This is a genomic window from Pseudomonas sp. SZ57, from assembly GCF_009495975.1.
GTDB lineage: Bacteria > Pseudomonadota > Gammaproteobacteria > Pseudomonadales > Pseudomonadaceae > Aquipseudomonas > Aquipseudomonas syringae.
Map to the genome: position 1 here is coordinate 475,355 of NZ_WIBD01000002.1, position 25,265 is coordinate 500,619.

Genomic DNA, 25,265 nt, shown 5'->3' on the forward strand with positions numbered 1-25,265 from the left:
CATTTAATTCACAAAATTATAGAATTAACCTCCTGTATCAGCAAGCAGCTTAATGTCCATATTCCGGTTCTTGATCGGATCACCCTGCCAGACCACATTCCCGGTCCAGCCGGCTGCCCCGTGCAAATCCATGAGCACCTGCGCGCAGTGCGATCAACAGGCTCAGCAGCAAAAGCATCAACAAGACCCAGGGAAAGGAACCTGCTCCCCAGTGGCCAAGCAACACACCGCCCAGTAACCCACCACCTGCGATGGCGCTGTTCCAGACCACGACGTTCATCGAAAGCGCGACATCTGCGCCCTCACCTGCCGAATCGGCGAGCGCGGTTTGCAGCAGTGTGGCGGCACCGCCGAAGGTCAGCCCCCAGATGAAAGCGCCGATGTAAATGGCCGTTGCAGAGCCAGAAAACACGCCGAAGAACACTGACACCGCTGCGAAGGTTGCCAGGCTGGCAAGCACTGTCTTGCGCAGATGGCGATCAACCAACCGTCCCGTAACCCAGATGCCAGCCAGTGCGGCGACCCCGAATGCCAGCAATACCAGGTCCACATCATTCGCCAGCCCCGCCGCGGAAACGAAGGGAGCGACGTAGGTGTAAAGCAGGTTATGAGCCAGCATCCAGGTGAAAACCACGCCCAGCACCGAGCGTACGCCGGGCGTGAAAAAGACCTGACGTAACGCCATGCGCTGTGAGGAGGACTTGCCGGGATAGTCCGGCACTTTGACCAGCACCCAGATGATCAACAGCACGGTCATCCCGGACATCAGGCCAAACGCCATGCGCCAGCCCATGAACCCGCCAAGCCAGGTGCCCAGAGGCACGCCCAGCGACAAGGCGATAGGCGTGCCGACCATCGCCACGGCCAATGCGCGCCCTTGCAGTTGCGGGACCACCATGCGCCGTGCGTAACCGGCGATGAGGCTCCACGCCAGGCCCGCCGAGACGCCTGCGAAAAACCTTGCGATCAGGGTCAGTCCGTAACTGGAAGACAGCGCAGTGACGCTGTTGAACACCAGAAAGCCGATAATCGTCACCAGCAATACCGTTCTGCGCCGCCAGCTTTGCGTGGCGATCGTCAGTGGAATGGCGGCCAGCAATGAACCCAACGCATAAACAGTCACCATCTGCCCGGCAAACGATGCGGACACTTCCAGCCCGTCGGCGATCTGCGGCAACAAACCTGCCGGCAAAGTCTCGGTGACAATGCAGATGAAACCCGTCATTGCCAGCGCCAGCAACGCCCCCAGCGGTAGTGTTTCGCCCTGCTTTTCATCTGTAGTCATTTAAAAAACCTCACTAACATACTGATCGGTACAAATATAGGCAGATGGAGTCGGGTGGTCAACGACTTATGTATCGATTAGTATTTAATTAATTCCGAAGGAGACTCGATATGGCACAGCTGGGGCGTCCGCGTACATTTGACCGTGATGTAGCGATCACTCAGGCGCTGCATCTGTTTTGGGAGCACGGCTACGATGCAACCTCCCTCAGCCAGCTCAAGGCAACCATCGGTGGCGGCATCACGGCACCGAGCTTCTACGCAGCGTTTGGCTCTAAACAGGCCCTGTTCAATGAAGTGATGGAGCGTTACCTCGACACCTACGGCCGGGTCACCGACAGCCTGTTCGATACGACCCTGCGGCCCAAAGACGCAATTGAACTCACCCTTCGCCGCTCTGCGAAAATGCAGTGCGAGCCAGGGCATCCCACGGGGTGCCTGGTGGCGTTAGGGCTGATGAGCGCCTGCTCGGACGAGAGCAAGGCCATTTCCGAACCTCTTGCGCGGGCCAGGAATCTGAACCGTACAGGTATCGTGGCCTGTATTCAGCGCGCTGTTGCGGCAGGCGAGTTGCCCGCAACGGTAATACCGGAAACGCTCGCGGCCGTGTTTGACAGTTTTCTTCTGGGCTTGTCTACACTGGCGCGCGACGGTGTCCCACATGCCACACTGGACGCTGCAGTGACCCAGGTGATGAGGCTGTGGGACAGCCTGGGCAGTGTTGCCGACAATCGTTGACCCTGAAACTCAATCTGGATGAGGTTCGGGAGGCGTCGAGGACGCCAGACTCTTTGCACCGATTTTTTTGGAGAACACCATGCTTCGCGCGTTTGAAAAATGGCTTGACCCCTTCCCGCCTGACGAAGTGCCGCCGCCACCTGACGGCCTGGCACGGTTTCTCTGGGCCTGCACGCGAGGGGCACGCGGTTACATCCTTGCGTTTGCGCTGCTGTGTGCCGGTGTGTCGATTTACGAAGCCTGGCTGTTTTCCTTCCTCGGGCAGGTCGTGGACCTGCTGTCCACGTGGAAGGCTGGCGGCGATACGGCCGCGCAGGAAAGTAACGTGCTTTGGGGCATTGGCCTGGTATTGCTGAGCAGCATCGTGCTGGTGGCGTTGCGCACAATGGTGCAGCACCAGGTATTGGCGATCAACCTGCCCCTGCGGCTGCGTTGGGACTTCCATCGATTGATGTTGCGGCAAAGCCTGTCTTTCTTCTCCGATGAGTTCTCCGGCCGCGTCACCACCAAGGTGATGCAGACAGCGCTGTCAGTGCGCGAGGTGCTGTTCACCATCGTCGAAATCGTCCTCGGTATCGGCGTCTATTTCATCGCGATCATCGCCCTGGCCGGCGGCTTCGACCTGAAACTGATGCTGCCTTTCCTTGGCTGGCTGATGCTGTTCGGCCTGGCCATGCTGTACTTCGTGCCGCGCCTGGGCAAAGTCGGCCAGGAGCAGGCCAACGCACGCTCATCGATGACCGGACGTGTCTCGGACGCGTACACCAACATCACCACGGTAAAGCTGTTCTCCCACTCCAAGCGTGAAGCGCATTTCGCGCGCGCAGCGATGGAGGACTTCAAGCTCACCGGCCTTGCCCAGATGCGTCTGGTCAGCCAGTTCGAGATCGTCAATCAGGCACTGGTGGTCGCGCTGATCATGGGTGCTGGCGGTTACGCCCTGTGGCTGTGGCACCAGGGCCAGGTCGGCACCGGTGCGGTTGCGGCGATCACCGCCATGGCGTTGCGCATCAACGGTATGTCGCACTGGATCATGTGGCAGATGACCTCGTTATTCGAGAACATCGGCACCGTCCAGGACGGCATGCAAACCTTGACTCGCGGTCCCAAGGTTCAGGATGCGCCGGACGCGAAGGCTTTGGTCACCCGAGGCGGCGCGGTCACCTTCGATAACGTGAGCTTCAATTACAACGGCGAACGCCAGGTACTGGATGCCCTGAGCCTGAGCATTCGTCCAGGTGAAAAAATCGGCCTGGTGGGTCGCTCCGGCGCCGGGAAGTCCACGCTCATCAACCTGCTGCTGCGCTTTTATGACGTGGACAAGGGCTCGATCAGTATTGATGGGCAAGACATTGCGCACGTTACTCAGGACAGCTTGCGTAGCGCCATCGGCATGGTCACGCAGGATACCTCGCTGCTGCACCGCTCCATTCGCGACAATATCGCCTACGGACGTCCCGATGCGACCGATGAGCAAATCCGTAGCGCTGCGGCGAGTGCGCAAGCCGACGGGTTCATCAGCCAGCTGAGCGACAAGCAAGGCCACAGTGGCTACGACACGCTGGTGGGTGAGCGCGGTATCAAGCTGTCGGGCGGCCAGCGCCAACGCGTCGCCATCGCCCGGGTGATGCTCAAGAACGCCCCGATCCTGCTGCTCGACGAAGCCACCAGTGCGCTGGACTCGGAAGTCGAAGTGGCAATCCAGGAAAGCCTCGATGAAATGATGCAGGGCAAGACGGTGATCGCCATCGCCCACCGTCTGTCCACGATTGCCGCCATGGACCGGCTGATTGTCATGGATGACGGGCGCATCATCGAACAAGGCACCCACGCCGAACTGCTGGGCAAAAACGGAACCTATGCGCGGCTGTGGCAGCACCAGAGCGGCGGGTTTCTCGGTGAGGATCAGGGTGTGGCCGAGGACATGGGATAGGCAGCAACAACAAAATAAACAAATGTGCTTTCAGTAAAAATACAATTATTCTTTGCCCATGATCAAAGAACTGAAAACGTTTATTGCCGTGGCGAGAGAAGGCACGTTCGCTGCGGCGGGCAGCAAGATCGGGCTCACCCAGGCCGCTGTCAGTGCGCAGATGCAGCGCCTTGAAGCTGAACTGGGCGTCGAGCTGTTCGACCGAAAAGGACGTTCAGCCCAGCTCAACCGCATGGGGCAGCAAGTGTTGCTACAAGGTCAGGATCTGGTGCGCCAGTTCAGCAGCCTGGGCACTACTACGGTCGGATTGCCCGCCAGCGTGCTGGTGACCATCGGCGCAATTGCCTCTGTGCAACGCTCCTTTCTGCCGGAAGCGCTCGCTCGGTTTCATCAGCAATTCCCAGCGTGCAGGACGCGCGTCATTCCCGGCCTGTCCATGGATCTTGTCAATCAGGTGGACGCTGGCGAGATCGACATGGCAGCGATCATCCGCCCGCCCTTCTCACTGCAAAGCGACCTGCGCTGGACGACGCTGGTCCGTGAGCCCTACCGCCTTATCGTGCCTGCCGACATACCGGGGGATGACTGGGCCGAGCTGGTTTCGGCTCATCCCTTCATTCGTTACGATCGATCGTCGTTTGGTGGTCGACAGGTCGACCGGTTCCTGCGCCAGACCCATGTCTCGCTGCGCGAAGTCTGCGAGCTCGATGAACTGGATGCGATCATCAAACTGGTCGCCAATGGCGTCGGCGTCGCATTGGTTCCGGAAACGGCAACCCTGCAGACATGGCACGCCGGCGTGCGCTCTATCGACTTGAAAGCGCATACGTTCCATCGCGACATCGGGCTGGTACATCGCGCTCGCCGCAGCCTGACCGAGCCGGTGAGCGCGCTGGTGCAACTGATTAACGACCACGCTCTGACTCGTTAGCGCTGCGCCCGCTCAAGCAGGCCTGGCGCAACATGATGTGCGCCAGGCTTTTTACTATTTTGCGAACAGCTGACTCATGTCCTTGAACGCCTTGAACTCAAGCGCATTACCGCAGGGATCGAAAAGAAACATGGTGGCCTGTTCACCCACCTGCCCTTTGAAGCGAATGTAGGGTTCGATGACGAACTCGGTGCCGAAGGATTTCAAGCGCTCGGCCAGAGCTTCCCACTGGGCCCATTCCAGAATGATGCCGAAATGCGGAACCGGCACGTCGTGGCCGTCTACCGGGTTGCTGTGCACGCTCTCTTGAGAGGCGGTTTTCGGGTGTTCATGAATCACCAACTGGTGCCCGTAGAAATCGAAGTCGACCCACTGGTCGCTGGAGCGCCCTTCGGAAAGATCGAACACTTCACCGTAGAAGGCACGTGTCGCGGCCAGGTCATAAACCGGGATTGCAAGGTGGAAAGGAGAAAGACTCATCAGGACTCCGATTGCAGCTCTTGGTGGCGGGTGAAGTCGGACGACGCGCTCGCTGTCCGGCGACTTCTTCGAGTTCCACTCATGCTAAGGCCGGACGACACCAATAAAAATCAATATATATTTTTAAGATGCACAAATTATTTTTGTGATAGCTGCTTCGCTCAAGCACCAGTCCAGCTCACGAATGCAGGCTTATCCAGCCGTTGATCCCTACATACATCCCGACACAGATAATCAGGACGCTGGACAGGTAAGGTGCGCGTCGAGCGGCTGCACTGAGCCAGGGGAAACGATTCGAGGCTTTTCGCGCACCGATGGCGGCGGCAGCGCCAACAGTGACCAGCGTAATGGCGAGCCCCACGCTGAAACAGATCACCATCATCGCGCCCAGGGTGACCTGCTGCACCTGCAGACACAGCAGCAGCACGGTGATGGCCGCCGGGCAAGGGATAAGGCCCCCGGTCAAGCCGAACATCAGGATCTGGCCATTGCTGACCTCTCGATGGGTGAAGCGCTTGCGGATGTCCTCGACATGGGCCTTTTCATGGGCGTCCTGATAGCCTTCGGCGCTCAGGTTCAAGCCGTCCAGATCGCTGTGGTCATGGCTATGGCTGTGACCGTGCTCATGGGAGTCCACGTCGTGCTCATGGCCATGGCCTGCATGCCCGTGACTCAGCCGGGCACTTTCGAACTGATACAGCTGCTCGCCACGCCAGGTGCGCCATAGCATCCACAAGGCAATGGCGATGATCACGGCAGATGACGCGAGCTGAAAGTGAGGCTCCGTGGTTTCAGCATCCAGCCCCTGGCCCAGATACATGCCGCCGATGGCCACCAGCCAGACAACGGCGGTGTGCGAAACGGTGGCGGCGACACCGAGCATCACGGCCTCTTTAACAGAGCCACGAATGGCCACAATGAACGCCGCCATCATGGTTTTCGAATGCCCGGGTTCCAGCCCGTGCAACGCGCCCAGCAAAATGGCACTGGGGAAATACAGCCAGGCATGCGAACCACCTTGCTGCAACAACTCAACGAAGTTGGGCATGCGAGACCTAAAGGTATTTGGTGATTTGCTTGAAGGCTTCCAGCGGTGCCCGCTCGCCCCTGGCGAGTGAACCGAGCGTGTCTTCGAGGCAGTGATCGATATGATCCTGAATCAACGTGCGCTTGGCCTGGCACACCGCTTTCTCGACCGCGTGCAGTTGCTGGGCGATGTCCACGCACTCGCGCCCTTCTTCGATCATGGTGATGATGCCGCGCAAATGACCGTCAGCCCGTTTCAGGCGCTTGATGACAGCTTCGTGGGACTGGTGCGTATGGCCGTGGGGATGGTCGTGTTCACTCATGGATCGAGCTCCAGTCTGGGTGATTCAGACCGGCACTCTATCCCCCCAGGGGGGATAGAGTCAAAGGTAATGCAGGATTGGAACCGGAAGCGAGCCCACCGGTGAAAACCTGTTCAACTCATCCCGTTGACTGCCAGCTCGCTGTCCTTGATGTTGGCAATCGGCCCGAGAATGGCTGGATCGAAGTCGCGGAGTGGCGCGCCCTGACGCAACAACTCTGGCAGGTCCGGATTGGCCAGCGCGCCCTTGCCCACCGCGATGATGTCGGCACCGTCGCGAAGCACCTGTTCGGCTTTTTGTGGATCATGCAGGCCGCCATTGGCGATCAGCGCAACATCCGGCGCGCAACGACGGGCCAGTTCGACCAGGCTGGCTTCACCCTGAGCAAATGCCGGCTGCCATGCTTCGTGTTCGGTCACATGGATGTAATCGACGCCGGCATCGGCCAGCGCAGCGAAAATGACTTCGGCATCGCGTTCGCCCCCTGCCCATTTGTGCTGAAAGTCGTTGACCTTGCCTTGTGAGAGACGCACGCCCACCGGTGCCTGCCCGGCGACTTTTTTCACTGCGGCGATGACCTCGAGCATCAGTCGCAGGCGCTGTCCGACCTCACCGCCCCATTGATCGGTGCGCTGATTGCTGTAGTCGGTCAGAAACTGATCCAGCAGGTAGCCGTTCGCACCATGTATCTCGACACCGTCAAAGCCTGCAGTGCCGATAGCCAGTTGCGCAGCGCGAGCGAACCCGTCAATGGCCTCGGCAATATCCTTGTCACTCATCGCCCGCGGAATCCGGTAGCTGCCCGCGCCGTAATAGAACGCCATCTGTTCGCCCTTGGGACGAATGGCCGAAGGACCCGCCGACTCGCTGACGAAGCGATTGGCCTGACTGAGCGCACCGGCGTGCATGAGCTGCGCAATCATGACACTGCCATGCCGGTGCACAGCATCGGTCGTGGCACGCCAGGCCTGAGCTTGCTCGTCATCAGTGAGCCCGGGCTGGAAGCGGTAGCCTTGGGAAGAACTGCGATCGGTGTAGTTGCCCTCGGTGATGATCAGGCCAAAACCGCCCTTGGCGAACCGCTCGTAGTAGCGCGCCATGGTCTGCGTTGCACTGCCCTGCTCGTCCGCGCTCACGCGTGTCATGGGCGCTACCGCAAACCTGTTCTTCAGTTTCAGATGACCTCTATCGAACGGCGCTGTAACGTGTTTGTTTGTCTCGCTCATACTGCAAATCCTCACTGTGCAGACCGGCTGCGAATTGCCCGCAGTCATTGACAGAACCTGCAGCAACGGTAAGGGCTGGCGCAGCCCATTGGAACCCGGCCGTGCAGATAAGGCGCTTTAACGAAAATGGATAGAATCCGTGCAAATATCTGACATAGAGGTGTTCGCCGCCATTGCCTCCAGCAGGAGCCTGTCGGAAGCGGCGCGTCGACTCGGCTTGTCGCCAATGGCAATCTCCAGACGTCTGGCTGCGCTGGAAAACGACCTGGGCGTCAGGCTGGTGCACCGCACCACCCGCTCGGTATCACTGACGCCTGAGGGCGAAGTGTTTCTGCCGCACGCCAAAACCATGCTGCACGCCAGCGAAACCGCCCGTGCAACGCTGAAAGCCGATGCCGGCACGGCCAGTGGCGTATTGCGGGTCACAGCGCCCAGCGTGTTTGGTCAGACCGTCATCATGCCGCTGCTGCCTGCGTTGATGCAGGAGAATCCGGCACTGAGTATCGACCTGACGCTGTCGGACAGCATCGTGGACATCGCCGGGCTGGGCATCGATGTCGCCATTCGGATCGCCACGATACGTGACTCCGCGCTGGTGGCCAGATCGCTGGCGCCCAACCCCCGGGTCGTGTGTGCAAGCCCCGACTACCTGGCGCGGCGCGGCCAGCCATCGTTACTGGACGAACTCCGTCAACACCCGTGCATCACCTTGCATGCGATGCCTTACTGGCCATTCATCAGAGAGGGCGAACCGGTGGCCATTCGCGCGCAGGGGGCGTTCTCGGCCAATAGCGTCGAAGCGGTGCGCACGGCATGCAAACAGGGCCTGGGGCTGGCCATGCTGACCTATTGGGACGTTCAGCAGGAAATCCGTGAAGGCAGCCTGCAACAGATACAGTTCGAAGACGTCATCCCCGAGCAGTTGTCTGTCACGGCCGTATTACCGACCCGCCAGCGCGTCCCTCACCGGGTACGCCTGTTCGTTGACCGTCTTGAGGCAGAGCTCAAGAAGAATGCGGTTTGAAGCAAGATGCCATCGGTATGGCAGACTCAAGGAGCAATCTGTATCGGCTCAAACCGGCTGCAGTTTCGTCCTTCATGCTTGGCCCGGTACAAGGCCCGGTCGGCTTCCGCCAGCAATGCTATTGCAATCGAGTCCGGCGCAGTGCCGGGCGCAAAGTCCGAGCGCGGAATGGGTAGCGCACCAACCTCCAGACTTGCTACCCCCACTGACACGGTCACCAGGCCGAAGTCACTGGTTTCATGGCGCTTGTTGAGGCCTTGAATGTGCTGCACGATTTCGTCCGCCAGCCGACAGGCCCCCTCTGCCCCTGTATCTGGCAACAGCACGGCAAACTCTTCGCCACCATAACGGGCCACCAGATCGGTAGACCTGTGCACGGACTTTTTCAAGGCATGGGCAATGGCAATCAGGCACTCATCGCCTTGCAAATGGCCATAGTGATCGTTGTAACGCTTGAAGAAATCGATATCGAGCAACAGCAGCGAAAACGCCCCTTGGTTGCGCCGCACGCGCAGCCATTCGCGCGCGATACTCTCGTCGAGAAAACGCCGGTTGGCCAGCCCCGTCAGCCCATCGGTCTGGGCCAGCAGGTTGAGCTGGTCCATCGCCATTTTCAGGCGCAGGTGGGTCTTTACTCGCGCCGTGACGATCAAAGGCTGAATAGGCTTGCCGATGAAATCCACGGCCCCCAGCGCCAGTCCGGCTTCCTCGATACGGGTTTCGGTATGGCTGGTGATGAAGATGACGGGGACGTCTTCCAGCAATTGATCGGCCTTTAGCGTCTCGCAGACTTCAAACCCGCTCATTCCGGGCATCTCGGCGTCGAGAAGGATAAGGTCAGGACGCATTTCCCGGACCATCTTCAAAGCCTGGGCGCCACCCGTGGCGAAACGAATCTGCCCCAGGCCGTTCAGAATTTTGCTCAACACGCGAATGGCGGAAATATCATCATCGACAATCAGCAGGCTAGGTACAGGTTGCATGGTGGGTGACGCTCCTTTTTATAATTCCGCACGTTCGAGCAGGTGCAGTGCCTGCTCGAACTCGAGCCCTTCAATGGTCTGCCAGAGCTGTTCGACCAGTGCCTGTCCGGCCAGCGCCTGAAGAGCCACAGCAGCCAGCGGAAACTGATCCAGCGCGGCGATATCACGGTTTTCAAGCAATTCACGCAAGGTCGACAACCCCTGCCGGGACGCATCGAGGTCCGCATCGATACGCGGGGCCAGCGGCCTTTCCTCAAGTACCGGCGTGCGCTCCTGCAATGCCCGGAAAGCGGCACTCAGGGCTCGTAACGCCTGCTCCGGGTCCGCACCGTCGCGCAGCAGGGTTTCCGCCTGCCCGGCATGCAGGCCCACTTGCGTGGCGCCAAACAGCAGTGCAGAGCCGCGCAACTTGTGCAGGTCAGCCATTGTTTGATCGCGGTTCTGTCGCGCCCGCATCAGAACGTTTTCGCTCTCGCCAAACGCGACAAATTCACTGAAGAAGCGCCGCAGCGAAGAGAGAAACAAAGGCACATCATTGCCTAGCCGAGCGGCGACCTCCTGGGTATCGATACCTTCGATCACCGGCCATGCAGAGCCTGTCGATGCTTCCTGCAGCAAGGTGCCGACCGCCAGCGGAGCGCCTCGAACACGCTCGACGGCACGCCGTACCGCCCGGATCAGGGCCGCGGGGTCCAGAGGCTTGGTGAGGAAATCATCCATACCCGCGAGTTCGGCCTGCCGCCGCTCTTCTGCCAGAGCGCCTGCAGTCAGCGCCAGCACGGGGAGGCGTGTCAGGCCCAGTTCGTTGCGCAAGCGCCGCGTGGCCTCATAGCCATCCATTTCCGGCATCTGCACATCCATCAGCACCGCGTCGAAGAAATCCGGCGTCTGACGCAGTCGTTCAAGGGCCAGCAGACCATTGCTGCAGGTCTGGACCACTGCGCCCTGTTGCTGCAACAACAGGCTGGCGACCTCAAGGTTGATCTCGCTGTCGTCCACCAGCAGCAGGTGCAATCCACTCAGCCAGAGCGTCATGGAGGTATCCATCCGCGTGGCCTGAATGACCCTTTCGGTACTGCCCTGATACCTGGCGATGCAAGCGTTGACCGCGTTGAACAAGGACGAGCTATCCAGCGGCTTGAGCAATACCTTGTCGACCAGAGGGTACAGTTCTGCCTGGACCTCGGTCGGTGTCACCAGAATGATCGGCAGCGGCGTCGCCTCGATCAGTTGCTGCAGCTCATCAACCTGCGGCTGCTGCCAGTCCACCAACAGTACGTCCGGCAATGCCGCGTTGACGTGATTGCGCTCGCGCAAGGCTGCGTGCAGGGTATGTTCGCCGATCAGACTTGCCACTCGCCATCCCAGGCCGCGACACAGCCGCTGCAGGGCCATGGACGATTGTGCGTCGTCGCTGAGCAGCATGACCTCCAGACTGCTTCCAGTGCCGGACGGCTCAAGGTCGCTATGGCTGATCTGAAACGGCAACTCCACCCAGAACTCGCTGCCTGTGCCGAGTTCGCTCTCCACCCCTATCCGGCCGCCCATCTGCTCGGCCAGCCCGCGCACGACCGACAAACCCAGTCCGGTGCCGCCAAACCGCCGCGTGGTAGAGGCATCCGCCTGCGTGAACGGCGAAAACAACTGGCCGAGCACATCGCCCGGTATGCCGCAGCCAGTGTCCTGCACAGCGAAGCGCAACCAGCAGGTATCGGCGTGATCGTCTTTACGACTCACCGTCACATCGACACCACCCACGGTGGTGAACTTGAGCGCATTGCCGACCAGATTCATGAGGATCTGGTTGACCCGCAAAGCGTCACCTATCAACTGGCCAGACAGCGGCGTTACAACGTTGATAGAAAAGCGCAGGCCTTTTTCCTGAGCCTGGGGCGTGAACAACTCGCCCAGTTCGTCGAGCAGTTGCCGCGGGCTGAAGGGGTTATGTTCCAGGCGCATCTCTCCCGCCTCGATCTTGGCGATGTCGAGGATATCGTTGATGATGCCCAACAAGGTCCGGCCCGCAATCTGCAGCTTGGTCAGCAACTGACGCTGCTGGTCGTTCAAAGCGGTGTTGTGCAGCAGATGGGAGATGCCGATCACGGCATTCATGGGCGTACGGATTTCATGGCTCATGTTGGCCAGAAACAGACTCTTGGCCGCATTGGCAGCCTCGGCGCTGGACTTGGCCGCGTGCAACTCGGCGCTGTGGTGCAGCCGTTCGGTGATGTCCTGAGCAATACCCAGATGACCGATGAGTTCTCCATCGGCGGTGCGGATCGGGGTGATGATCATCAGCACAGGCACCGTCGAGCCGTCCTTGCGCACGTAGGTCCATTGCCGGGTTTCCGAACCTTCGCGGGACGCCTTGTAGCAAAAGACGTCAATGCCTTCGATCAGGGTGCCGTATTCACGACTCAGCTCAGCGGAGCGTGCGGCCACTTCTTCAGGAAGATGAAACACGCCTGGACCGTTGCCACTGAGCATTTCCGCATTGCTATAGCCCAGCAGCAATTCGGCGCCCCGATTGAACACAAAGATCTGCCCCTGCGTATCGGTAGCGATGATCGAAACTTCCGAAGAGGCGTCCAGTACCCCCTGCAGCAAACCCGCCACTCTGGACAGCTCTGCAGTGCGCTCGCTGACCTGCTGTTCAAGCTGTGCGTTGAACTCCATGAGATAGCGTTCGACGCGTTTGCGATCGGTGATGTCGTGCATCATTTTCGCCGCGCCGAGTATGGTGCCGTCAGTCTCGCGGATGAAACTGCAGGTAATGGTCACATCGATCAACTGGCCGTTCTTGTGCAGCCGCCGGGTTTCCAGCGTCGGGCCGCGCTCACCGCGGGCCACCCTTTCCAACAGCTGTTCGTCTTCATGAACCAGCTCTGGCGGAACCAGCAGTGGCGCCAACGGGCAGCCCAGCACTTCGTGCTCGTCATAGCCGAACATCTGCTCGGCAGCCCGGTTCCAGGTGATGATTCGACCGTCCAGGGCTTCACCGATGATCGCGTCGCTGGAGTTTTCGACGATGGTTGCCAGCCTGGCCTGACCGGCAACCACCTGCTGTTTGCGCTGACGGGACAGTAGCAGCGTGCCGACCAGCACCGTCAACATCAGGCTGACCAGCGTGCCGATGATGAACACCCTGCCCGCCGGAACCGGATCGAGAGCCGCGATAAATGCCGGGTGAGCACCTACCTCCATGCGCCATACACGCCCGTAGATTTCTCGCTCGAAGGCGTAAGTCTGCAAGACCTCCTGCTCATGATCGTTTTCCGGAGTCTGGTAGATCAGTTGCCTGCCTTCACTGACGTCATAAAGCTTCAAGTGCAGCCTGTGGTTCAGAGGGTCCAGATTGCTCATCACCTCACGCATGGCCAACGGCGCATAGGTCCAGCCGACCAGGGATGTTTCTCGCTGGGCGATATCGTTGGGGGTTTCAGGGGTGCTGTAAACCGGTAACAGGAACAGAAACGCGCGCATGTGATCATCGTTGTCCTGCAGCAGGGTAATAGGCGCCGACAAGGTTGCAGCGCCGCTGCGCATGGCCTGAAGGGCTGCATCACGACGATGCTCCTCAGAGGCGATGTCCAGCCCCAGTGCCTGGACATTGCGGTCCAGCGGGTCGATGAATTGAATGATGAAACGGTCTCCCTGCCGGGTGCCCGGCCCACTCAATCGACTGAGACTGAAGTCCGGCCTGCCATCCGCCCTGACACGCCTTACGAACTCGGCCTCATCGCTGGCCGCAACGCGGCGGATAAAACCGAATCCGCGCGCGCCCGGGTACTCCTTCTCGATATCGCGCCCTTTGCTGTAACGACTCATCTGGCTGCTATTGACATGCTCGAGGTCCAGCATGTGAACCGCACCGCGCAGACCTCGAAGGCGGTACTCATAGACCCTGAGCCGTGCCTGCAAGTTATCGCCGATCCCCTCACCGGCCTCTTTGAGAGCCTGGCCTATGCGTGCATCAATCGACCTGCGCTGTTCATGGCTGGCGATAAAGCTGACGCTAAGCCCGGCCAACAGCACCACAGCCATCCAACCAACGAGCCACGTGAGAGAGCTTTTCTTCATCGATCAGACACTCGTTTTCAATCCTGAATACTGTGAGGTGACCAGAGGACACCATCCGCCTGCCCTGGCGCGTCTCTGCGACCTCAAGCGTAGATTGTCTTCGACCAAGCGCCAGTGACGTCGCCATGGCTGCCGGTTTATCGCGCGCGCGGCCGCACGGCATCTGTCAGCAGCCACCTGCAACTCATGGAATCGACCCAGCAGATGGCTAAATGATAGTTATCCTTTTCTTAAGGAAACCTTAGCGCCTTTATCGACTGAGCACAGGCACGACTTGACAAGCCATCAGTGCCTTATTTATGCGGGTGTGTTCGACAGGTTGCGGTGTACGACGAAGGAAGGAAGTTGATCGGGCCCGGTCATGCTGGCCAGCCCTGCGGTTTCAGCTTGAATCGTAAGCTTGTTCAGCGTAGCCAGTGCGATTGCCGCTCATGCAGTAAAACGAACCGGCATTGAGCCGGTTCGCCATTCGGTCAATACCGTCAGGCCTCTGCCATCAAGGCTTCCAGCTTCCGCCTTCGACGATGACCGCGTTGGGGTCTGTGCCCTCGGCCAGTTCCGGGCGTACATACTGGTCGTAGAGCTTGAGCAGGTATTTCTCTTCGCCCAGTCTGGCCAGTTCGGTATTGACCCAGTCGCGCAGCTCGATATTGCCTTTTTTGACTGCAGGGGCGATTGGCGCTTCGTCACCGAGTTTCTGCTCCAGCACGCGGTAGCCGGGGTTTTTCTTCGCCCAGCTGAACAGCACCAGATTGTCCTGCGCATAGGCATCGCCACGACCATTGGCCAGCGCCTGCAGCGACTCGGAGTTTTTCTCGAACTTCAGCACTTTCCAGTCAGGGTGATTTTTCGTCAGCCAGATATCAGCGGTGGTGCCGGTGGTGACGATGGTGGTCTTGCTCGCCAGATCGTCCAGGGTCTTGACCGGGCTGGCTTGCGGCACCAACGCCTGGACTGCAACACGCAGATTCGGATGGGTGAAATCCACCGCCTCCCGACGTTCCGGCGTGACGGTCATGTTGGCCAGAATCAAATCTACCTTGTCGCTCTGCAGAAACGGTATGCGGCTGGCGGGTTCGACCACCACGAACTCGACCTTCTTCTCGTCGCCCAGCAGGTCCTTGGCGAAACGCTTGCCCAGGTCAGTGTCGAAACCGACGTACTGGCCCTGCTCGTTGACGAAGCCAAAAGGCGGTTTATCGCTGAACACGCCGACAATCAGCTTGTCACGGGCCTTGATGGTTTCCAGGTAGCTGCTGGACGGTGAAGGGGCAGCCTTGGCCACGGGCTTCTGTTCGGCAGGCTTGTCGCAACCGGCCAGCAGGGTGAAGGCAATCAACGGTAATACGAGGGCAGTCTTGAAGCTCACGATGCTTTCCTTTTTGGCATGTTTTCCACGTAGGAGAACCTCTCCAGGAACTGCTGCGCGCGTGCGGTCTGCGGGGCGCTGAAGAAAGTTTCGGGGTCGTTCTGTTCCGCGATCCGGCCGCGGTCCATGAACAGGATTCGGTCGGCCACCGCTCGGGCGAAGGCCATTTCATGAGTGACGATGAGCATGGTCATGCCGCCTTGGGCGAGGTCGAGGATCACTTCCAGCACTTCCTTGACCATCTCCGGATCGAGGGCTGCGGTCACTTCATCGAACAGCATGACTTTTGGGTTCATGCACAGCGCGCGCACGATAGCGATACGCTGCTGCTGGCCACCGGACAGCTCGCGCGGATAGGCGTCACGCTTGTCCGTCAGGCCCACCCGCTGCAGTAACGCCTCGGCCTGCTGACGAGCCCCGGCTGCACTTCGTTTTTGCACGCGCAACGGGCCGAGCAGAATGTTGTCGAGTACGGTCATGTGCGGAAACAGGTGATAGCTCTGAAAAACCATGCCGATTTGTTGCCTGACCAGCCGCCAGTCGGCGTTGGCGGGCAGCGCCTTGCCGGCAAAGTGCAGGCTGCCGGCATGACCGAGCTCGAGGCCGTTGAGGCAGCGCAGCAAGGTGCTCTTGCCACACCCGCTGGGGCCGAGAATCACCACGACTTCGCCCTCTTTCACGCTCAGGTCGATGTCTCGGAGCACCGCGGTGTCACCAAAGTTTTTGCTGAAGCCGGACAGTTCGATCAATGTGCTCATGCGTGATTCCAGCGCCGTTCAAGCACACGCGAGGCGGCCGACAGCGGATAACAGACGATAAAAAAGAATAGAAACAGAAAGCCGTAGATCAGCACCGACTCGTACGTGCGCTCGATGATCTGCTGGCCGACCTTGGTCACGTCCACGACTCCGATCAGGACGGCGAGCGAGCTGGTCTTGATCAGCCGCGTATAGACATTGATCACCGGCGGCGTCAGTCGCTTGAGTGCCTGTGGCAGCAGCACGCGACCATACAACTGGCCGAGACCAAGGCCGATTGCCAGGCCTGCTTCGCGTTGCCCGCGAGGAATCGAACGCAACCCGCCGCGCACCACCTCACCGACCTCGCTGGCCCCCCACAAAGAAAGCACCAGCACTGCGCACCAGAACGCTGGAATACTCACGCCAAGGAAAATCGGCAACCCGAAGAAGAACAAGTACAGCCAGACCAGTACCGGAATCGCCCGGAACAGCTCCAGATAGATCCGCAACGGCACCTCCAGCCAGCGTTTGCCAAGGCTGCGCAGCACGCCGTAACCCACGCCGCCAATACTGCTGAAGACAATTGCCAACAGTGAAATCCCTAATGTGCGCCCTGCCCCCGTGATCAACTGCGGCGCAGACACCCACAACAACTCAAGACCCGAACTGGCCATGCTGGAGCCTCCTTTCCAGAAGACCGAGCAACAAAGACAACGGCAGGAACAGCAACACACACAGACCGGTCATCACCGCGAGCATCTCGTAGGTTTTGTAATACAGGGCAATGTAGCTCTTGGTGGTGTAGAGAATTTCCGGCACCGCGACAGCCGAGACCACGGTGGTTTCCTTGAGCAGAAAGACGAAATTGGCGAACAGTGCCGGCAGGCTGAGGATGCCCGCCTGCGGCAGAATCACGTGGCGCAGTAACTGCCAGCGGGACAGGCCGATGGACAACCCCGACTCGATCTGTGTCTTGGGCACGGCCTCTATGCCGGCGCGCAGAATCTCGGTCAGGTAAGCACCGCCGAGAAAGGTCATGGCAATCACTGCCGACGCGAAACCCGACACGCGAATCCCCAGCGTCGGCAAGGCGAAATAGATGAAGAACAGTTGAATAAGCAACGGCGTGTTGCGTGCCAACTCAACATAAACCGGCACCAGACGGTGCAGGACCGGCACCTTGAATGTAGCAATCGCCGCGTTGACAACCGCCACCATCAGTGAGGTCAGAATTGCAATCAGCCCCACCTGGAGGGTGACACCAATGGCTTTGAGGAAAGCAGGCAGCGTGGAAATGGCAAATGCGTAATCGAAGGTCATTGCTGGCCTTCCACATCGGGATAAACGGACAGAAAACACATCAGGCGGGGCCTTGAACTTACGTATTGATATATAGCTTAACCTTCTGTTTTACATAAAATTAATACCTTTTTAGCATAAGCATAGCGCGAAAAAGGTGCCTGCCTGGGCGCCCCATACGCGTCACGTGCCAGTATCAAGTGGAATGAACACTTGCCCAATCAGTATGTGTGGGGCTCCATGAATTGGCGGTAGCGGGTTCTGCAAAACCGGATTGGTCTGAGGTGATGCAGGGCGTCTGCCTGGCTGGAATGTCTTCGCGATGACGCTACTGCCAGTGCTCACACAACCGCACCAGCTCATCAACCACATACCTCACCTTGGGCCGCAAGTGAGAAACCCTGGGCCATACGGCATGTACTTCAACGGGCTCTGGTTCATAGCCTGCAAGCACCTCAACCAGTCGGCCCGCGTCAATGTCGTCCTTGAACAGGCAGCGCGGCATCTGGCACAGGCCGGCGCCGGCGACGGCTGCCAGGATCATGGCCTCGCCATCGCCGATCTGATGTGCGGAAGGTGGCGCGTAGCGAACGGTTTCCTGACCTTCATTGACTCGCCAGGAGAGTGGTTGGCCCCGTCGATGGCCGACGATGCAATGGTGACGATTCATATCTTCCAGGGTGTCAGGTACGCCAAAACGGGCCAGATAACTCGGCGCGGCGCAAATAGCCCAGCGTTGTCGCGCAAGCCGGCGAGCAACAAGGCCGCTGGTATCCTTGAGTTTTCCAAAACGAACCAGCAGGTCGATCCCCTCTTCAATCGGATCGACCAAGTGGTCAGAAAAAGTCATATTCAACTGCAGCGCGGGATACTTGTTAGCGATCTCAAATAACAACGGGGCGACAACCCGGCGCCCGAATGCCACGGGTATATCGATGCGCAATCGTCCGGACGGTTCGCGGGTTCCCGGAGCCAATCCGCTTTCAGCCGCACCGATTTCTTCGAGCGCGTTCGAGCAGGCGATGAAATAGGCATCGCCATCAGCAGTCAGAGATATTCGACGGGTAGAGCGATGAAACAGCTGGACGCCCAGTCGCCCTTCCAGGCGGGCTATGGATTTGCCGACGGCCGATTTCGAAATACCCAGTCGCCCGGCTGCCTCGGTAAAGCTATTCGAACGCGCTGCCACCACAAAGGTGATGACGCCTTGGAACGAGTCTATGGGAATCATAACCGCCCTGAAAAGTAGACAATAACTCTACCCACTTTAGAGTTTCAGGCAGTTTATCGCCAGACACTTCTACCCTAGCATGGCGGTATGTCTCTGGCTGATCACATCAGACCGAGTTTTCAATCCCAAACAGGAATACATCATGCCCGTCGTACGCGTCAGCTGGTTCGAAGGTAAAGAGCATGCTCAGAAAGCCGCCGTAGCTGCTGAAATCACCGAAAGCATCGTCAAAAACACGGGGACTCCCGCCGAATACATCTACGTCATTTTCGAAGACGTAGCACCGTCGGATTGGGCAGGTGCGGGCAAATTGTTCGGTGAAACTCCCGCCACGCCCTGAACCTGCACACTGCATAGATGCAACGACTGGATCAGCGTTGCATCCTCACCTGCCCCCCTTGGGGGCCGACCGTGGAAGAGATCACCATGCATCCACATATTTCCTGCTTATTCTCGCTTGCAATCAAACCCGGCGACTTTGCCGAGTTCAAAGCGCTGATCGCCCAGGTCGTTGCCGCCACCCGGAAAGAGCCCGGCACCCTGGTTTACGAGTACAGCGTGAATGAAGATCAAAGCGTTGCGCATATCCTTGAGCGCTATAACGTCGAATCCGTTGTCAGCCACGTAGACATCACCTTCGCCCCATTCGGCAAGCGCTTCCTCGAACTGTGCACCATCACCAGTCTGGTTGTGTACGGCACACCAGATGCCGAGATCCGTAAACGCTTGGATCCGTTCGGTGCTGTGTACATGACGCCGTTCGACGGCTTCAGCCGCTAACCGATTTGATCTGCGCAGACTCGACTGCAAAAAACCGGGGCTGCACTTGTTTCCCCCTTACGGCATAGAGAGCACCATGTCTATTATCGCTGACCTCATCAAGTCCCGAATTTCCGCCAACAACTACGACACTGAGCGCAAACTCTCAGATCAAGCGATCACTGATCTGATTGATCTGGCCACCCATGCGCCGTCCGCCTTCAACCTTCAAAACTGGCGTTTCGTAGCCATACGCAGTGAAGAAGCAAAAGCACGTTTGCTGCCGTTGGCCTATGGACAAAAGAAGGTGGTGGATTCAGCCGTGACATTTATTGTGTGTGGCACCCTGAATCCGCATCAAACGATTGCAGCATCGCTGAAGCCTTCGATGGATGCCGGGGTCATCGACAAGGCCATTTATGACATGTGGGTGGGCGCCGTTCAGGGTATGTACGCTGAAAATCCACAACTGCAGCGCGATGAAGCCATCCGTTCAGGCTCGCTGGCCGCCATGACGCTGATGCTTGCAGCTAAAGGCCAAGGCCTTGATTCAACCCCCATGATCGGCTTCGACCCAGCGGCGGTTGCAGAAGCATTCAATCTTTCAGCTACTGAAATCCCCGTGATGCTGGTGACCGTCGGTTATCCAGGCGAGAGCAACTGGCCGCAAAAGCCGCGTAAAGCCGTTCGCGAAGTGCTTGAGTTTATTTAGCACACAAAGTGCGGACGACGCATCGCTTAAGCAACCCTGTCAAACCCGACATCACGACGACCAGATCACTCTGAAGGAGCGTCCCATGGCCAACCCGACCGGCCCGCATGACAACATCAGTTCCAAAGTTGAAATCGAGTATCCCGATTTTACAAAACTGCCTGATCAGGTACGGGAAAAATTCGAGAAGCTTCCAACGAAGGTCAACTTCTTTCGAATGCTGGGTTACAGCCCCGGAGCATTTATTCCTGTCATCGACCTGACCAACGCAATATTCAGGGACCTCACCCTCTCCGACTATCATAAGGAGATGATGGTATTGCTGCTGGCTGCGCATGAGAACGTCGCCTATGAGTGGGAGCAGCATGTTTCCATCGCTCAAGTTGCGGGGGTTCGTCCTGATCAGTTCGTCGCCATCGCAGAAGGCTGCCTGGAGGATGCCACAGCGTTCAAAGAGGACGAGCGCGTCCTGCTTCGGTTTGGCCAGGCCATTATCGACAAAGGCAAGGCCCCGGGTGTGCTGTTCAAGCATACCTTGCAGCACTTCTCGCTCCAGGAGCTGAGCGATGCCATTCTCGTCATTGGTTTTTATCGGATGTTGTCAGGCTACATTCAGACCTTCGATATCGCCGTTGATGCCCAGTCGAATGGCAACTGGATCAAAGGCTGATACCGACGCATGCCTGCTTCCTGAAGCATGGATCGATGGCTGTACCGCCATCGACTCACCTCCTCCTTTCAACGGTCGCGGCACGCTGAATGATCGAGCCTGGTCTGCGTGGGCAACGATCAACCCGTACGGCCTGCCAAAGGCCTGGGGCGATGCCAGGACCTGTCCATCACCCTTTTTAATTGCAGGTGTTCCTTCTTGAAATACCCATTAAAAGCCATAGCGCTCAACGCATTGCTTGATGAAGATTTCTACTTTCCCCATGAGATCATTGGTCAGCCCTTTCGTACCTCAGACTTTACTGATCTGAAGATAAGCAGCTTCACCACCAGCGACGGCGTTAATCTCGGCTATTGGGAAGCCGGCGCCGGGCAACCGTTGATCTTCATCCCCGGCTGGTCGGCCAACGGCGCAATGTACTTTCACCTGATGCACATCCTGAGCGAGCACTACCATGTGTATGTGCTGGACGTGAGAAATCAGGGCCTTTCCGAGCGCGTCGACTTCGGTAATCGCATTTCACGGTACGCTATGGACGTGAAGGAGTTCGCCGGCCATTTGGGCGTTTCGCAGGCCGACTACTGCGGCTGGTCCATGGGCGCATCGGTGATGTGGGCCTACATCGATCTGTTTGGCACGCAAGGCATTCGCACCCTGAGCATCATTGACCAGGCACCCTCGATTTATTGCCACGCCGACTGGACGGAGCAAGAACGGCTCGAGGCCGGGGCGTTCACCACGTCGCCCGAGCGAATGATTGCATCCTATGCGCAAGGCATCGCCACCAACAGGCTGGTTTCCGCAAGCCGGGTTGTCGAGCGAGCGATGGCGATGGACTCGCCCTACTTCCATAACGTCATCAGCCTCGTGCAAGAGGTGATTAAAGATGACATGGCATTTACCAGGCAGGTGCTTTTCGATCACACAACCAACGACTGGCGAGACGTCATTCGGTCAAAGATCAATGTGCCGACCGCAATCTTCACCGGTGAGTACAGCGACTGGCTGGAGAGTCAGCACTGGATGAGCTCGGTTATCCGGGACTCGGTGCTTCATGTGTACACCAAAGCCGAGCAAGGCGATCACTTCCTGGCGTTCAAGAATCCAGTGAAATTTGCGGCAGACCTGCGCAGCTTTTTGCAGTAACGGCGATTCGATGGTTGGCCGTACTTCCGGGTTTCTGCGTATACGGACGCTCCTGATACAGCGCTCCTTTTATCCGGCTGATACCTTCACTGCCCCTTATATCAGCCGGTTTTTCCAAAGGTCTGTCACCGCTCCCATACTGGATGGGCGAATCGCTCAACCAGAAAGTTGATCAGCGATCTTACCTTCGCGGGTAAATGTTTACGGGTTGGATACACCACGTAGATCCCCAACTCGACCGATTGATACTCGGGAAGTATTTCGACCAGATCGCCTCGGCGTAGATCCTGCGCCACCATAAAACTCGGCTGCAACGAAATGCCACCACCGGCCAATGTGATGGCGCGGCAGGTATCCCCGTTATTACATCGAACCACCGAGCGCGTGTGCACGCTTTCACTGCCTTCGGGCCCCTCGAATTGCCATTCAGTACCGCTGGCAAAGTTGCTGTAGGCCACTACCCCGTGCTCTGCCACATCCGATAGTTTTTCAATGGGTGCGTGGCTGGCCAGATACGCAGGCGACGCACACAGGCACATCCGGGTACTGGCCAGGCGTCTGCCCACCAACGACGAATTATCCATGCGTGCGATACGCACCGCTGCATCAATACCTTCGTCAACCAGATCCACCAGACGATCGCTCAAGCTGATTTCCAGCTCGACCTTGGGGTAGGCGCTCATGAAATCGGCCCAGATCGGAGCCAGGTGCAGCACGCCAAAACTGACCGGGGCGTTGACTCGAAGCACTCCGCTGGCCTCCGGCGAAGCAGACGATACAGCCTTCTCTGCCTCATCCATCATGGCCAGCACCTCACGGGCCTGGTGATAGAACTGACGCCCCTCATCCGTCAAGGAAAGCCGCCGAGTCGTGCGGTGCAACAACCGCGCGCCGAGACGCTCCTCCAGCGTGCTCACGTAACGCGAGATGGCTGCCTTGGACATGCCGAGTGGCTCGGCTGCCCCGACAAAACTGCCCTTATCAACAACGGTGCAGAAGACCTGCATTTCCAGTGCACGATCCATGATTGGCTCACTTAGTGGAACTATTCATCACATTCAGCCCGATTTATCCCTGCCTGGCAATCTATAAACTGGGCCCATCGAAACGCAACTCAACTCAGAGAGAGGCAGTCATGAAAATCACAGTAATCGGTACCGGCAACATGGGCTCAGCCTTTGCGAAACAGCTTTCTGCCGCAGGGCACAGCGTCCGCATCACTGGCCGTGACATCAGCAATGCGCAGGCCCTGGCCGACCAGCACGCGAATGTCAGCGCTTATGTAGCGTCCGACGCGTTGGGTGACAGCGAAGTGATCGTGGTGGCCACCGCCTATGCCGATGCGACCGCTGCACTGCAAAGCCTGGGTGACCTGACCGGTAAAGTGGTGATCGATATCACCAACCCGCTGAGCGCCGACTACATGTCATTGACCGTCGGCCACGTCACCAGCGCCTCGGAAGAAATCGCCAGGGCTGTGCCGCAAGCCAACGTTGTGAAAGCGTTCAACACCCTGTTCGCTCAAGTGCTCGCCGATGGTCCGAAGTTCGCCAACGACCAGACCGGCAGCGTATTTGTCGCCAGCGACAGTGAGCGCGCCAAGCAAACCGCTATCGCGCTGGCTCGCAGCCTGGGCTGGAACACCGTGGACGCTGGCGGCCTGGTTAACGCTCGCTATCTGGAGCCACTGGCGGGTTTCAACATCTACCTCGGTTACGGCGCGGGTCTGGGCACTTCGGTCGCTCCGGTCTGGCTGAGCAAGTAAGCAATACATCATCAATCAGGAGCAGTCACCATGAACACTTCATTCCCCCTGCTGTTTGTGTCTCATGGTGCTCCCACGTTCGCCATCGAGCCCGGCCTGGCAGGCCCGAGACTGGCCAGGCTCGGTCGTGAGCTGCCAAAACCTGATGCCATCGTGGTTGTCTCGCCGCACTGGATGACCCGTGGCGAAGTCAGGGTTACGTCAAGCACAGCACCTGAAACCATTCATGACTTTGGTGGTTTTCCGGGCGCTTTGTATACGTTGTCCTACCCGGCTCCGGGCGCACCAGCGTTAGCGAGTCATATTGTTGATCTGCTGCAGACGGCGGGCTGGCAATCGCGGCTCGATTCCGCCCGCGGCCTGGATCACGGTGCCTGGATACCACTTATGTATCTGGCACCCGACGCAGACATACCGGTCGTTCAGGTGTCCATGCCCGCCACGCTTGATACACGCAGCGCCTGGCAGCTCGGCGCAGCACTCAAGCCACTGCGTGAGATGAACGTATTGATCGTGGCGTCAGGCAGCCTCACCCACAACCTGTACGAGTTCCGCGGCGCAACAAGCCACGGCGCCGACTACGTCAAACAGTTCGCAGCATGGACCGCCCTGACCCTGCAGGCAGGAAACATTGATCAGTTGCTCGACTACAAGCAGTACGCACCTTCAGCCGAACGTGCACATCCGACCGATGAGCATTTCCTGCCGCTGTTTATTGCGCTCGGGGCAGCTGGTCACGGTTATCAGACACAGGTAATGGACGGCGGTATTACCCACGGCGTTCTGGCGATGGACAGCTACCTGTTTATCTCAATTGATAGCGAACGATTCGAGTCAGCTCAAACCGTTCAAGGTGTGAAATAACCTCATGCAAAACATCAACTTCTCTGAACCCGCACGCGAGTCCGAGTCGGGTATTTTCTTCCGTAAGGCATGTAGCACTGTCAACCCAAAGGCACGGTTGCTACTGCTTCACGGAGTAGGATCGAACGAAGCCAATCTCGCCAGTCTGGCCGCGTCGCTGCCCGAAGAGATCGAAATTCTGTTGCTCCGCGGCCCGCAGCAATTGGGTCCTCAAGGCTTCGCCTGGTACCAGGTCAACTTCACCAGCGATGGACCTTCTTTCAACCAGGAGCAGGCTGAGTCCAGCCGCCAGTTATTGATCCGGTTTATTCAGGCGCTTCCCCCGCTGCCCACTGTGATCGCCGGGTTCAGCCAGGGCGGCATCATGAGCTCAAGCGTCGGCGTCACAAGACCTGAGCTAGTGGCAGGTTTTGCGCTGCTGAGCGGGCGGATGCTGCGAGAAATCGAGCCAAAGATTGCGCCACGTGATCAGTTGCAAGGCGTCTCAGCCTTCATTGCTCACGGCCAGCAGGACAACGTACTGCCGATTGACTGGGCACATGAAGCTGACGCCTGGCTCAGCCGGATCGGTGTGCAGCACCAGACTCATTTTTACGACATGGCCCACGAGATCATTCCGCATGAACTGGCTGACTTCTCGCAATGGCTGGATCGGACACTTTTGCTTTCCAACTGAACCCCA

Annotated in this window: 25 protein-coding genes; 12 read left to right on the forward strand and 13 right to left on the reverse strand. The window is 58.5% G+C overall.

Features of this window, described 5'->3' with window-relative positions:
- Window positions 1-79: 79 nt before the first annotated feature.
- On the reverse strand, window positions 80-1,285 hold the full coding sequence (locus GE543_RS02195) for an MFS transporter (protein WP_046269677.1): 1,206 nt from the start codon (window positions 1,283-1,285) through the stop codon (window positions 80-82).
- 110 nt (window positions 1,286-1,395) lie between these two features.
- On the opposite strand from GE543_RS02195, the gene GE543_RS02200 reads away from it, so the two are divergent.
- The 3 genes from GE543_RS02200 (at window position 1,396) to GE543_RS02210 (ending at window position 4,886) form a co-directional block, all read left to right on the forward strand.
- Entirely contained in the window at window positions 1,396-2,022 is a 627-nt protein-coding gene (locus GE543_RS02200) for a TetR/AcrR family transcriptional regulator (protein ID WP_153220478.1), read from the forward strand.
- 79 nt (window positions 2,023-2,101) lie between these two features.
- Window positions 2,102-3,955, forward strand: a complete 1,854-nt coding sequence (locus GE543_RS02205; protein ID WP_153220480.1) for an ABC transporter ATP-binding protein — start codon at window positions 2,102-2,104, stop codon at window positions 3,953-3,955.
- A 58-nt stretch (window positions 3,956-4,013) separates the two neighbouring features.
- Window positions 4,014-4,886, forward strand: coding sequence for a LysR family transcriptional regulator (locus tag GE543_RS02210; RefSeq protein ID WP_153220481.1), 873 nt, complete (start codon window positions 4,014-4,016; stop codon window positions 4,884-4,886).
- Window positions 4,887-4,940: 54 nt separating this feature from the next.
- Here GE543_RS02210 and GE543_RS02215 read toward each other — a convergent pair whose 3' ends face one another.
- From GE543_RS02215 to GE543_RS02230, 4 genes are all read right to left on the reverse strand, one after another.
- Complete coding sequence (locus GE543_RS02215) at window positions 4,941-5,366, reverse strand: VOC family protein (protein ID WP_153220483.1); 426 nt, start codon at window positions 5,364-5,366, stop codon at window positions 4,941-4,943.
- 178 nt (window positions 5,367-5,544) lie between these two features.
- Window positions 5,545-6,414, reverse strand: a complete 870-nt coding sequence (locus GE543_RS02220) for a nickel/cobalt efflux protein RcnA (protein ID WP_153220484.1) — start codon at window positions 6,412-6,414, stop codon at window positions 5,545-5,547.
- Between the two features lie 7 nt (window positions 6,415-6,421).
- Complete coding sequence (locus GE543_RS02225) at window positions 6,422-6,715, reverse strand: metal-sensing transcriptional repressor (protein WP_003318923.1); 294 nt, start codon at window positions 6,713-6,715, stop codon at window positions 6,422-6,424.
- Window positions 6,716-6,828: 113 nt separating this feature from the next.
- Window positions 6,829-7,941, reverse strand: a complete 1,113-nt coding sequence (locus GE543_RS02230) for an NADH:flavin oxidoreductase (protein ID WP_153220486.1) — start codon at window positions 7,939-7,941, stop codon at window positions 6,829-6,831.
- A 139-nt stretch (window positions 7,942-8,080) separates the two neighbouring features.
- Between GE543_RS02230 and GE543_RS02235 the strand changes: the two genes are divergently transcribed.
- The gene (locus GE543_RS02235; RefSeq protein WP_249721698.1) at window positions 8,081-8,965 is read left to right on the forward strand and encodes a LysR family transcriptional regulator; all 885 of its coding nucleotides are present in this window, start codon (window positions 8,081-8,083) and stop codon (window positions 8,963-8,965) included.
- A gap of 26 nt (window positions 8,966-8,991) precedes the next feature.
- Here GE543_RS02235 and GE543_RS02240 read toward each other — a convergent pair whose 3' ends face one another.
- The 7 genes from GE543_RS02240 to GE543_RS02270 all read right to left on the reverse strand — a co-directional run bounded on the left by GE543_RS02240 (window position 8,992) and on the right by GE543_RS02270 (window position 18,667).
- A complete protein-coding gene (locus tag GE543_RS02240) occupies window positions 8,992-9,948 on the reverse strand; it encodes a diguanylate cyclase (RefSeq protein ID WP_153220489.1) in 957 nt (318 codons plus the stop codon).
- Between the two features lie 18 nt (window positions 9,949-9,966).
- Window positions 9,967-14,028 (reverse strand): CHASE domain-containing protein, encoded by a 4,062-nt coding sequence (locus tag GE543_RS02245; protein WP_153220490.1) that lies wholly within the window; start codon window positions 14,026-14,028, stop codon window positions 9,967-9,969.
- A gap of 496 nt (window positions 14,029-14,524) precedes the next feature.
- Window positions 14,525-15,397: a transporter substrate-binding domain-containing protein gene (locus tag GE543_RS02250; RefSeq protein ID WP_046269682.1), complete on the reverse strand. Its 873-nt coding sequence runs from the start codon at window positions 15,395-15,397 to the stop codon at window positions 14,525-14,527.
- Entirely contained in the window at window positions 15,394-16,155 is a 762-nt protein-coding gene (locus GE543_RS02255) for an amino acid ABC transporter ATP-binding protein (protein WP_046235258.1), read from the reverse strand. Before GE543_RS02255 ends, GE543_RS02250 begins: the two co-directional genes overlap by 4 nt.
- The gene (locus tag GE543_RS02260) at window positions 16,152-16,811 is read right to left on the reverse strand and encodes an amino acid ABC transporter permease (protein WP_011268106.1); all 660 of its coding nucleotides are present in this window, start codon (window positions 16,809-16,811) and stop codon (window positions 16,152-16,154) included. Before GE543_RS02260 ends, GE543_RS02255 begins: the two co-directional genes overlap by 4 nt.
- Window positions 16,792-17,457, reverse strand: a complete 666-nt coding sequence (locus GE543_RS02265; protein ID WP_046235259.1) for an amino acid ABC transporter permease — start codon at window positions 17,455-17,457, stop codon at window positions 16,792-16,794. The genes GE543_RS02260 and GE543_RS02265 overlap by 20 nt, the downstream gene beginning before the upstream one ends.
- A gap of 307 nt (window positions 17,458-17,764) precedes the next feature.
- Window positions 17,765-18,667: a LysR family transcriptional regulator gene (locus GE543_RS02270; RefSeq protein WP_046235260.1), complete on the reverse strand. Its 903-nt coding sequence runs from the start codon at window positions 18,665-18,667 to the stop codon at window positions 17,765-17,767.
- A 142-nt stretch (window positions 18,668-18,809) separates the two neighbouring features.
- Between GE543_RS02270 and GE543_RS02275 the strand changes: the two genes are divergently transcribed.
- The 5 genes from GE543_RS02275 (at window position 18,810) to GE543_RS02295 (ending at window position 21,954) form a co-directional block, all read left to right on the forward strand.
- Window positions 18,810-19,007, forward strand: a complete 198-nt coding sequence (locus GE543_RS02275) for a 4-oxalocrotonate tautomerase family protein (RefSeq protein ID WP_003400770.1) — start codon at window positions 18,810-18,812, stop codon at window positions 19,005-19,007.
- Between the two features lie 86 nt (window positions 19,008-19,093).
- A complete protein-coding gene (locus tag GE543_RS02280) occupies window positions 19,094-19,447 on the forward strand; it encodes a putative quinol monooxygenase (RefSeq protein ID WP_003400769.1) in 354 nt (117 codons plus the stop codon).
- Between the two features lie 76 nt (window positions 19,448-19,523).
- Complete coding sequence (locus tag GE543_RS02285; RefSeq protein ID WP_024639536.1) at window positions 19,524-20,138, forward strand: nitroreductase family protein; 615 nt, start codon at window positions 19,524-19,526, stop codon at window positions 20,136-20,138.
- Between the two features lie 85 nt (window positions 20,139-20,223).
- Window positions 20,224-20,808: a carboxymuconolactone decarboxylase family protein gene (locus GE543_RS02290; RefSeq protein ID WP_153220492.1), complete on the forward strand. Its 585-nt coding sequence runs from the start codon at window positions 20,224-20,226 to the stop codon at window positions 20,806-20,808.
- Between the two features lie 198 nt (window positions 20,809-21,006).
- Window positions 21,007-21,954: an alpha/beta fold hydrolase gene (locus GE543_RS02295; protein ID WP_046235262.1), complete on the forward strand. Its 948-nt coding sequence runs from the start codon at window positions 21,007-21,009 to the stop codon at window positions 21,952-21,954.
- A gap of 125 nt (window positions 21,955-22,079) precedes the next feature.
- On the opposite strand, the gene GE543_RS02300 is transcribed toward GE543_RS02295, so the two are convergent.
- The gene (locus GE543_RS02300) at window positions 22,080-22,979 is read right to left on the reverse strand and encodes a LysR family transcriptional regulator (RefSeq protein WP_003400765.1); all 900 of its coding nucleotides are present in this window, start codon (window positions 22,977-22,979) and stop codon (window positions 22,080-22,082) included.
- Window positions 22,980-23,089: 110 nt separating this feature from the next.
- On the opposite strand from GE543_RS02300, the gene GE543_RS02305 reads away from it, so the two are divergent.
- From GE543_RS02305 to GE543_RS02315, 3 genes are read left to right on the forward strand one after another with little or no spacing between them, the layout of a single operon-like run.
- Window positions 23,090-23,719, forward strand: a complete 630-nt coding sequence (locus tag GE543_RS02305) for an NADPH-dependent F420 reductase (protein ID WP_046235263.1) — start codon at window positions 23,090-23,092, stop codon at window positions 23,717-23,719.
- Window positions 23,720-23,749: 30 nt separating this feature from the next.
- Entirely contained in the window at window positions 23,750-24,583 is an 834-nt protein-coding gene (locus GE543_RS02310; protein ID WP_046235264.1) for a class III extradiol ring-cleavage dioxygenase, read from the forward strand.
- Between the two features lie 4 nt (window positions 24,584-24,587).
- Entirely contained in the window at window positions 24,588-25,259 is a 672-nt protein-coding gene (locus tag GE543_RS02315) for an alpha/beta hydrolase (RefSeq protein ID WP_153220494.1), read from the forward strand.
- Window positions 25,260-25,265 lie beyond the last annotated feature (6 nt).

What these genes read in the sequence shown, in the direction of transcription:
- GE543_RS02195 (WP_046269677.1), bottom strand. Translation starts at nt 1,285, where the DNA reads ATGACTACAGATGAAAAGCAGGGCGAAACACTACCGCTGGGGGCGTTG.
- GE543_RS02200 (WP_153220478.1), top strand. Translation starts at nt 1,396, where the DNA reads ATGGCACAGCTGGGGCGTCCGCGTACATTTGACCGTGATGTAGCGATC.
- GE543_RS02205 (WP_153220480.1), top strand. Translation starts at nt 2,102, where the DNA reads ATGCTTCGCGCGTTTGAAAAATGGCTTGACCCCTTCCCGCCTGACGAA.
- GE543_RS02210 (WP_153220481.1), top strand. Translation starts at nt 4,014, where the DNA reads ATGATCAAAGAACTGAAAACGTTTATTGCCGTGGCGAGAGAAGGCACG.
- GE543_RS02215 (WP_153220483.1), bottom strand. Translation starts at nt 5,366, where the DNA reads ATGAGTCTTTCTCCTTTCCACCTTGCAATCCCGGTTTATGACCTGGCC.
- GE543_RS02220 (WP_153220484.1), bottom strand. Translation starts at nt 6,414, where the DNA reads ATGCCCAACTTCGTTGAGTTGTTGCAGCAAGGTGGTTCGCATGCCTGG.
- GE543_RS02225 (WP_003318923.1), bottom strand. Translation starts at nt 6,715, where the DNA reads ATGAGTGAACACGACCATCCCCACGGCCATACGCACCAGTCCCACGAA.
- GE543_RS02230 (WP_153220486.1), bottom strand. Translation starts at nt 7,941, where the DNA reads ATGAGCGAGACAAACAAACACGTTACAGCGCCGTTCGATAGAGGTCAT.
- GE543_RS02240 (WP_153220489.1), bottom strand. Translation starts at nt 9,948, where the DNA reads ATGCAACCTGTACCTAGCCTGCTGATTGTCGATGATGATATTTCCGCC.
- GE543_RS02245 (WP_153220490.1), bottom strand. Translation starts at nt 14,028, where the DNA reads ATGAAGAAAAGCTCTCTCACGTGGCTCGTTGGTTGGATGGCTGTGGTG.
- GE543_RS02255 (WP_046235258.1), bottom strand. Translation starts at nt 16,155, where the DNA reads ATGAGCACATTGATCGAACTGTCCGGCTTCAGCAAAAACTTTGGTGAC.
- GE543_RS02260 (WP_011268106.1), bottom strand. Translation starts at nt 16,811, where the DNA reads ATGGCCAGTTCGGGTCTTGAGTTGTTGTGGGTGTCTGCGCCGCAGTTG.
- GE543_RS02265 (WP_046235259.1), bottom strand. Translation starts at nt 17,457, where the DNA reads ATGACCTTCGATTACGCATTTGCCATTTCCACGCTGCCTGCTTTCCTC.
- GE543_RS02270 (WP_046235260.1), bottom strand. Translation starts at nt 18,667, where the DNA reads ATGATTCCCATAGACTCGTTCCAAGGCGTCATCACCTTTGTGGTGGCA.
- GE543_RS02275 (WP_003400770.1), top strand. Translation starts at nt 18,810, where the DNA reads ATGCCCGTCGTACGCGTCAGCTGGTTCGAAGGTAAAGAGCATGCTCAG.
- GE543_RS02280 (WP_003400769.1), top strand. Translation starts at nt 19,094, where the DNA reads ATGCATCCACATATTTCCTGCTTATTCTCGCTTGCAATCAAACCCGGC.
- GE543_RS02285 (WP_024639536.1), top strand. Translation starts at nt 19,524, where the DNA reads ATGTCTATTATCGCTGACCTCATCAAGTCCCGAATTTCCGCCAACAAC.
- GE543_RS02290 (WP_153220492.1), top strand. Translation starts at nt 20,224, where the DNA reads ATGGCCAACCCGACCGGCCCGCATGACAACATCAGTTCCAAAGTTGAA.
- GE543_RS02300 (WP_003400765.1), bottom strand. Translation starts at nt 22,979, where the DNA reads ATGGATCGTGCACTGGAAATGCAGGTCTTCTGCACCGTTGTTGATAAG.
- GE543_RS02305 (WP_046235263.1), top strand. Translation starts at nt 23,090, where the DNA reads ATGAAAATCACAGTAATCGGTACCGGCAACATGGGCTCAGCCTTTGCG.
- GE543_RS02310 (WP_046235264.1), top strand. Translation starts at nt 23,750, where the DNA reads ATGAACACTTCATTCCCCCTGCTGTTTGTGTCTCATGGTGCTCCCACG.
- GE543_RS02315 (WP_153220494.1), top strand. Translation starts at nt 24,588, where the DNA reads ATGCAAAACATCAACTTCTCTGAACCCGCACGCGAGTCCGAGTCGGGT.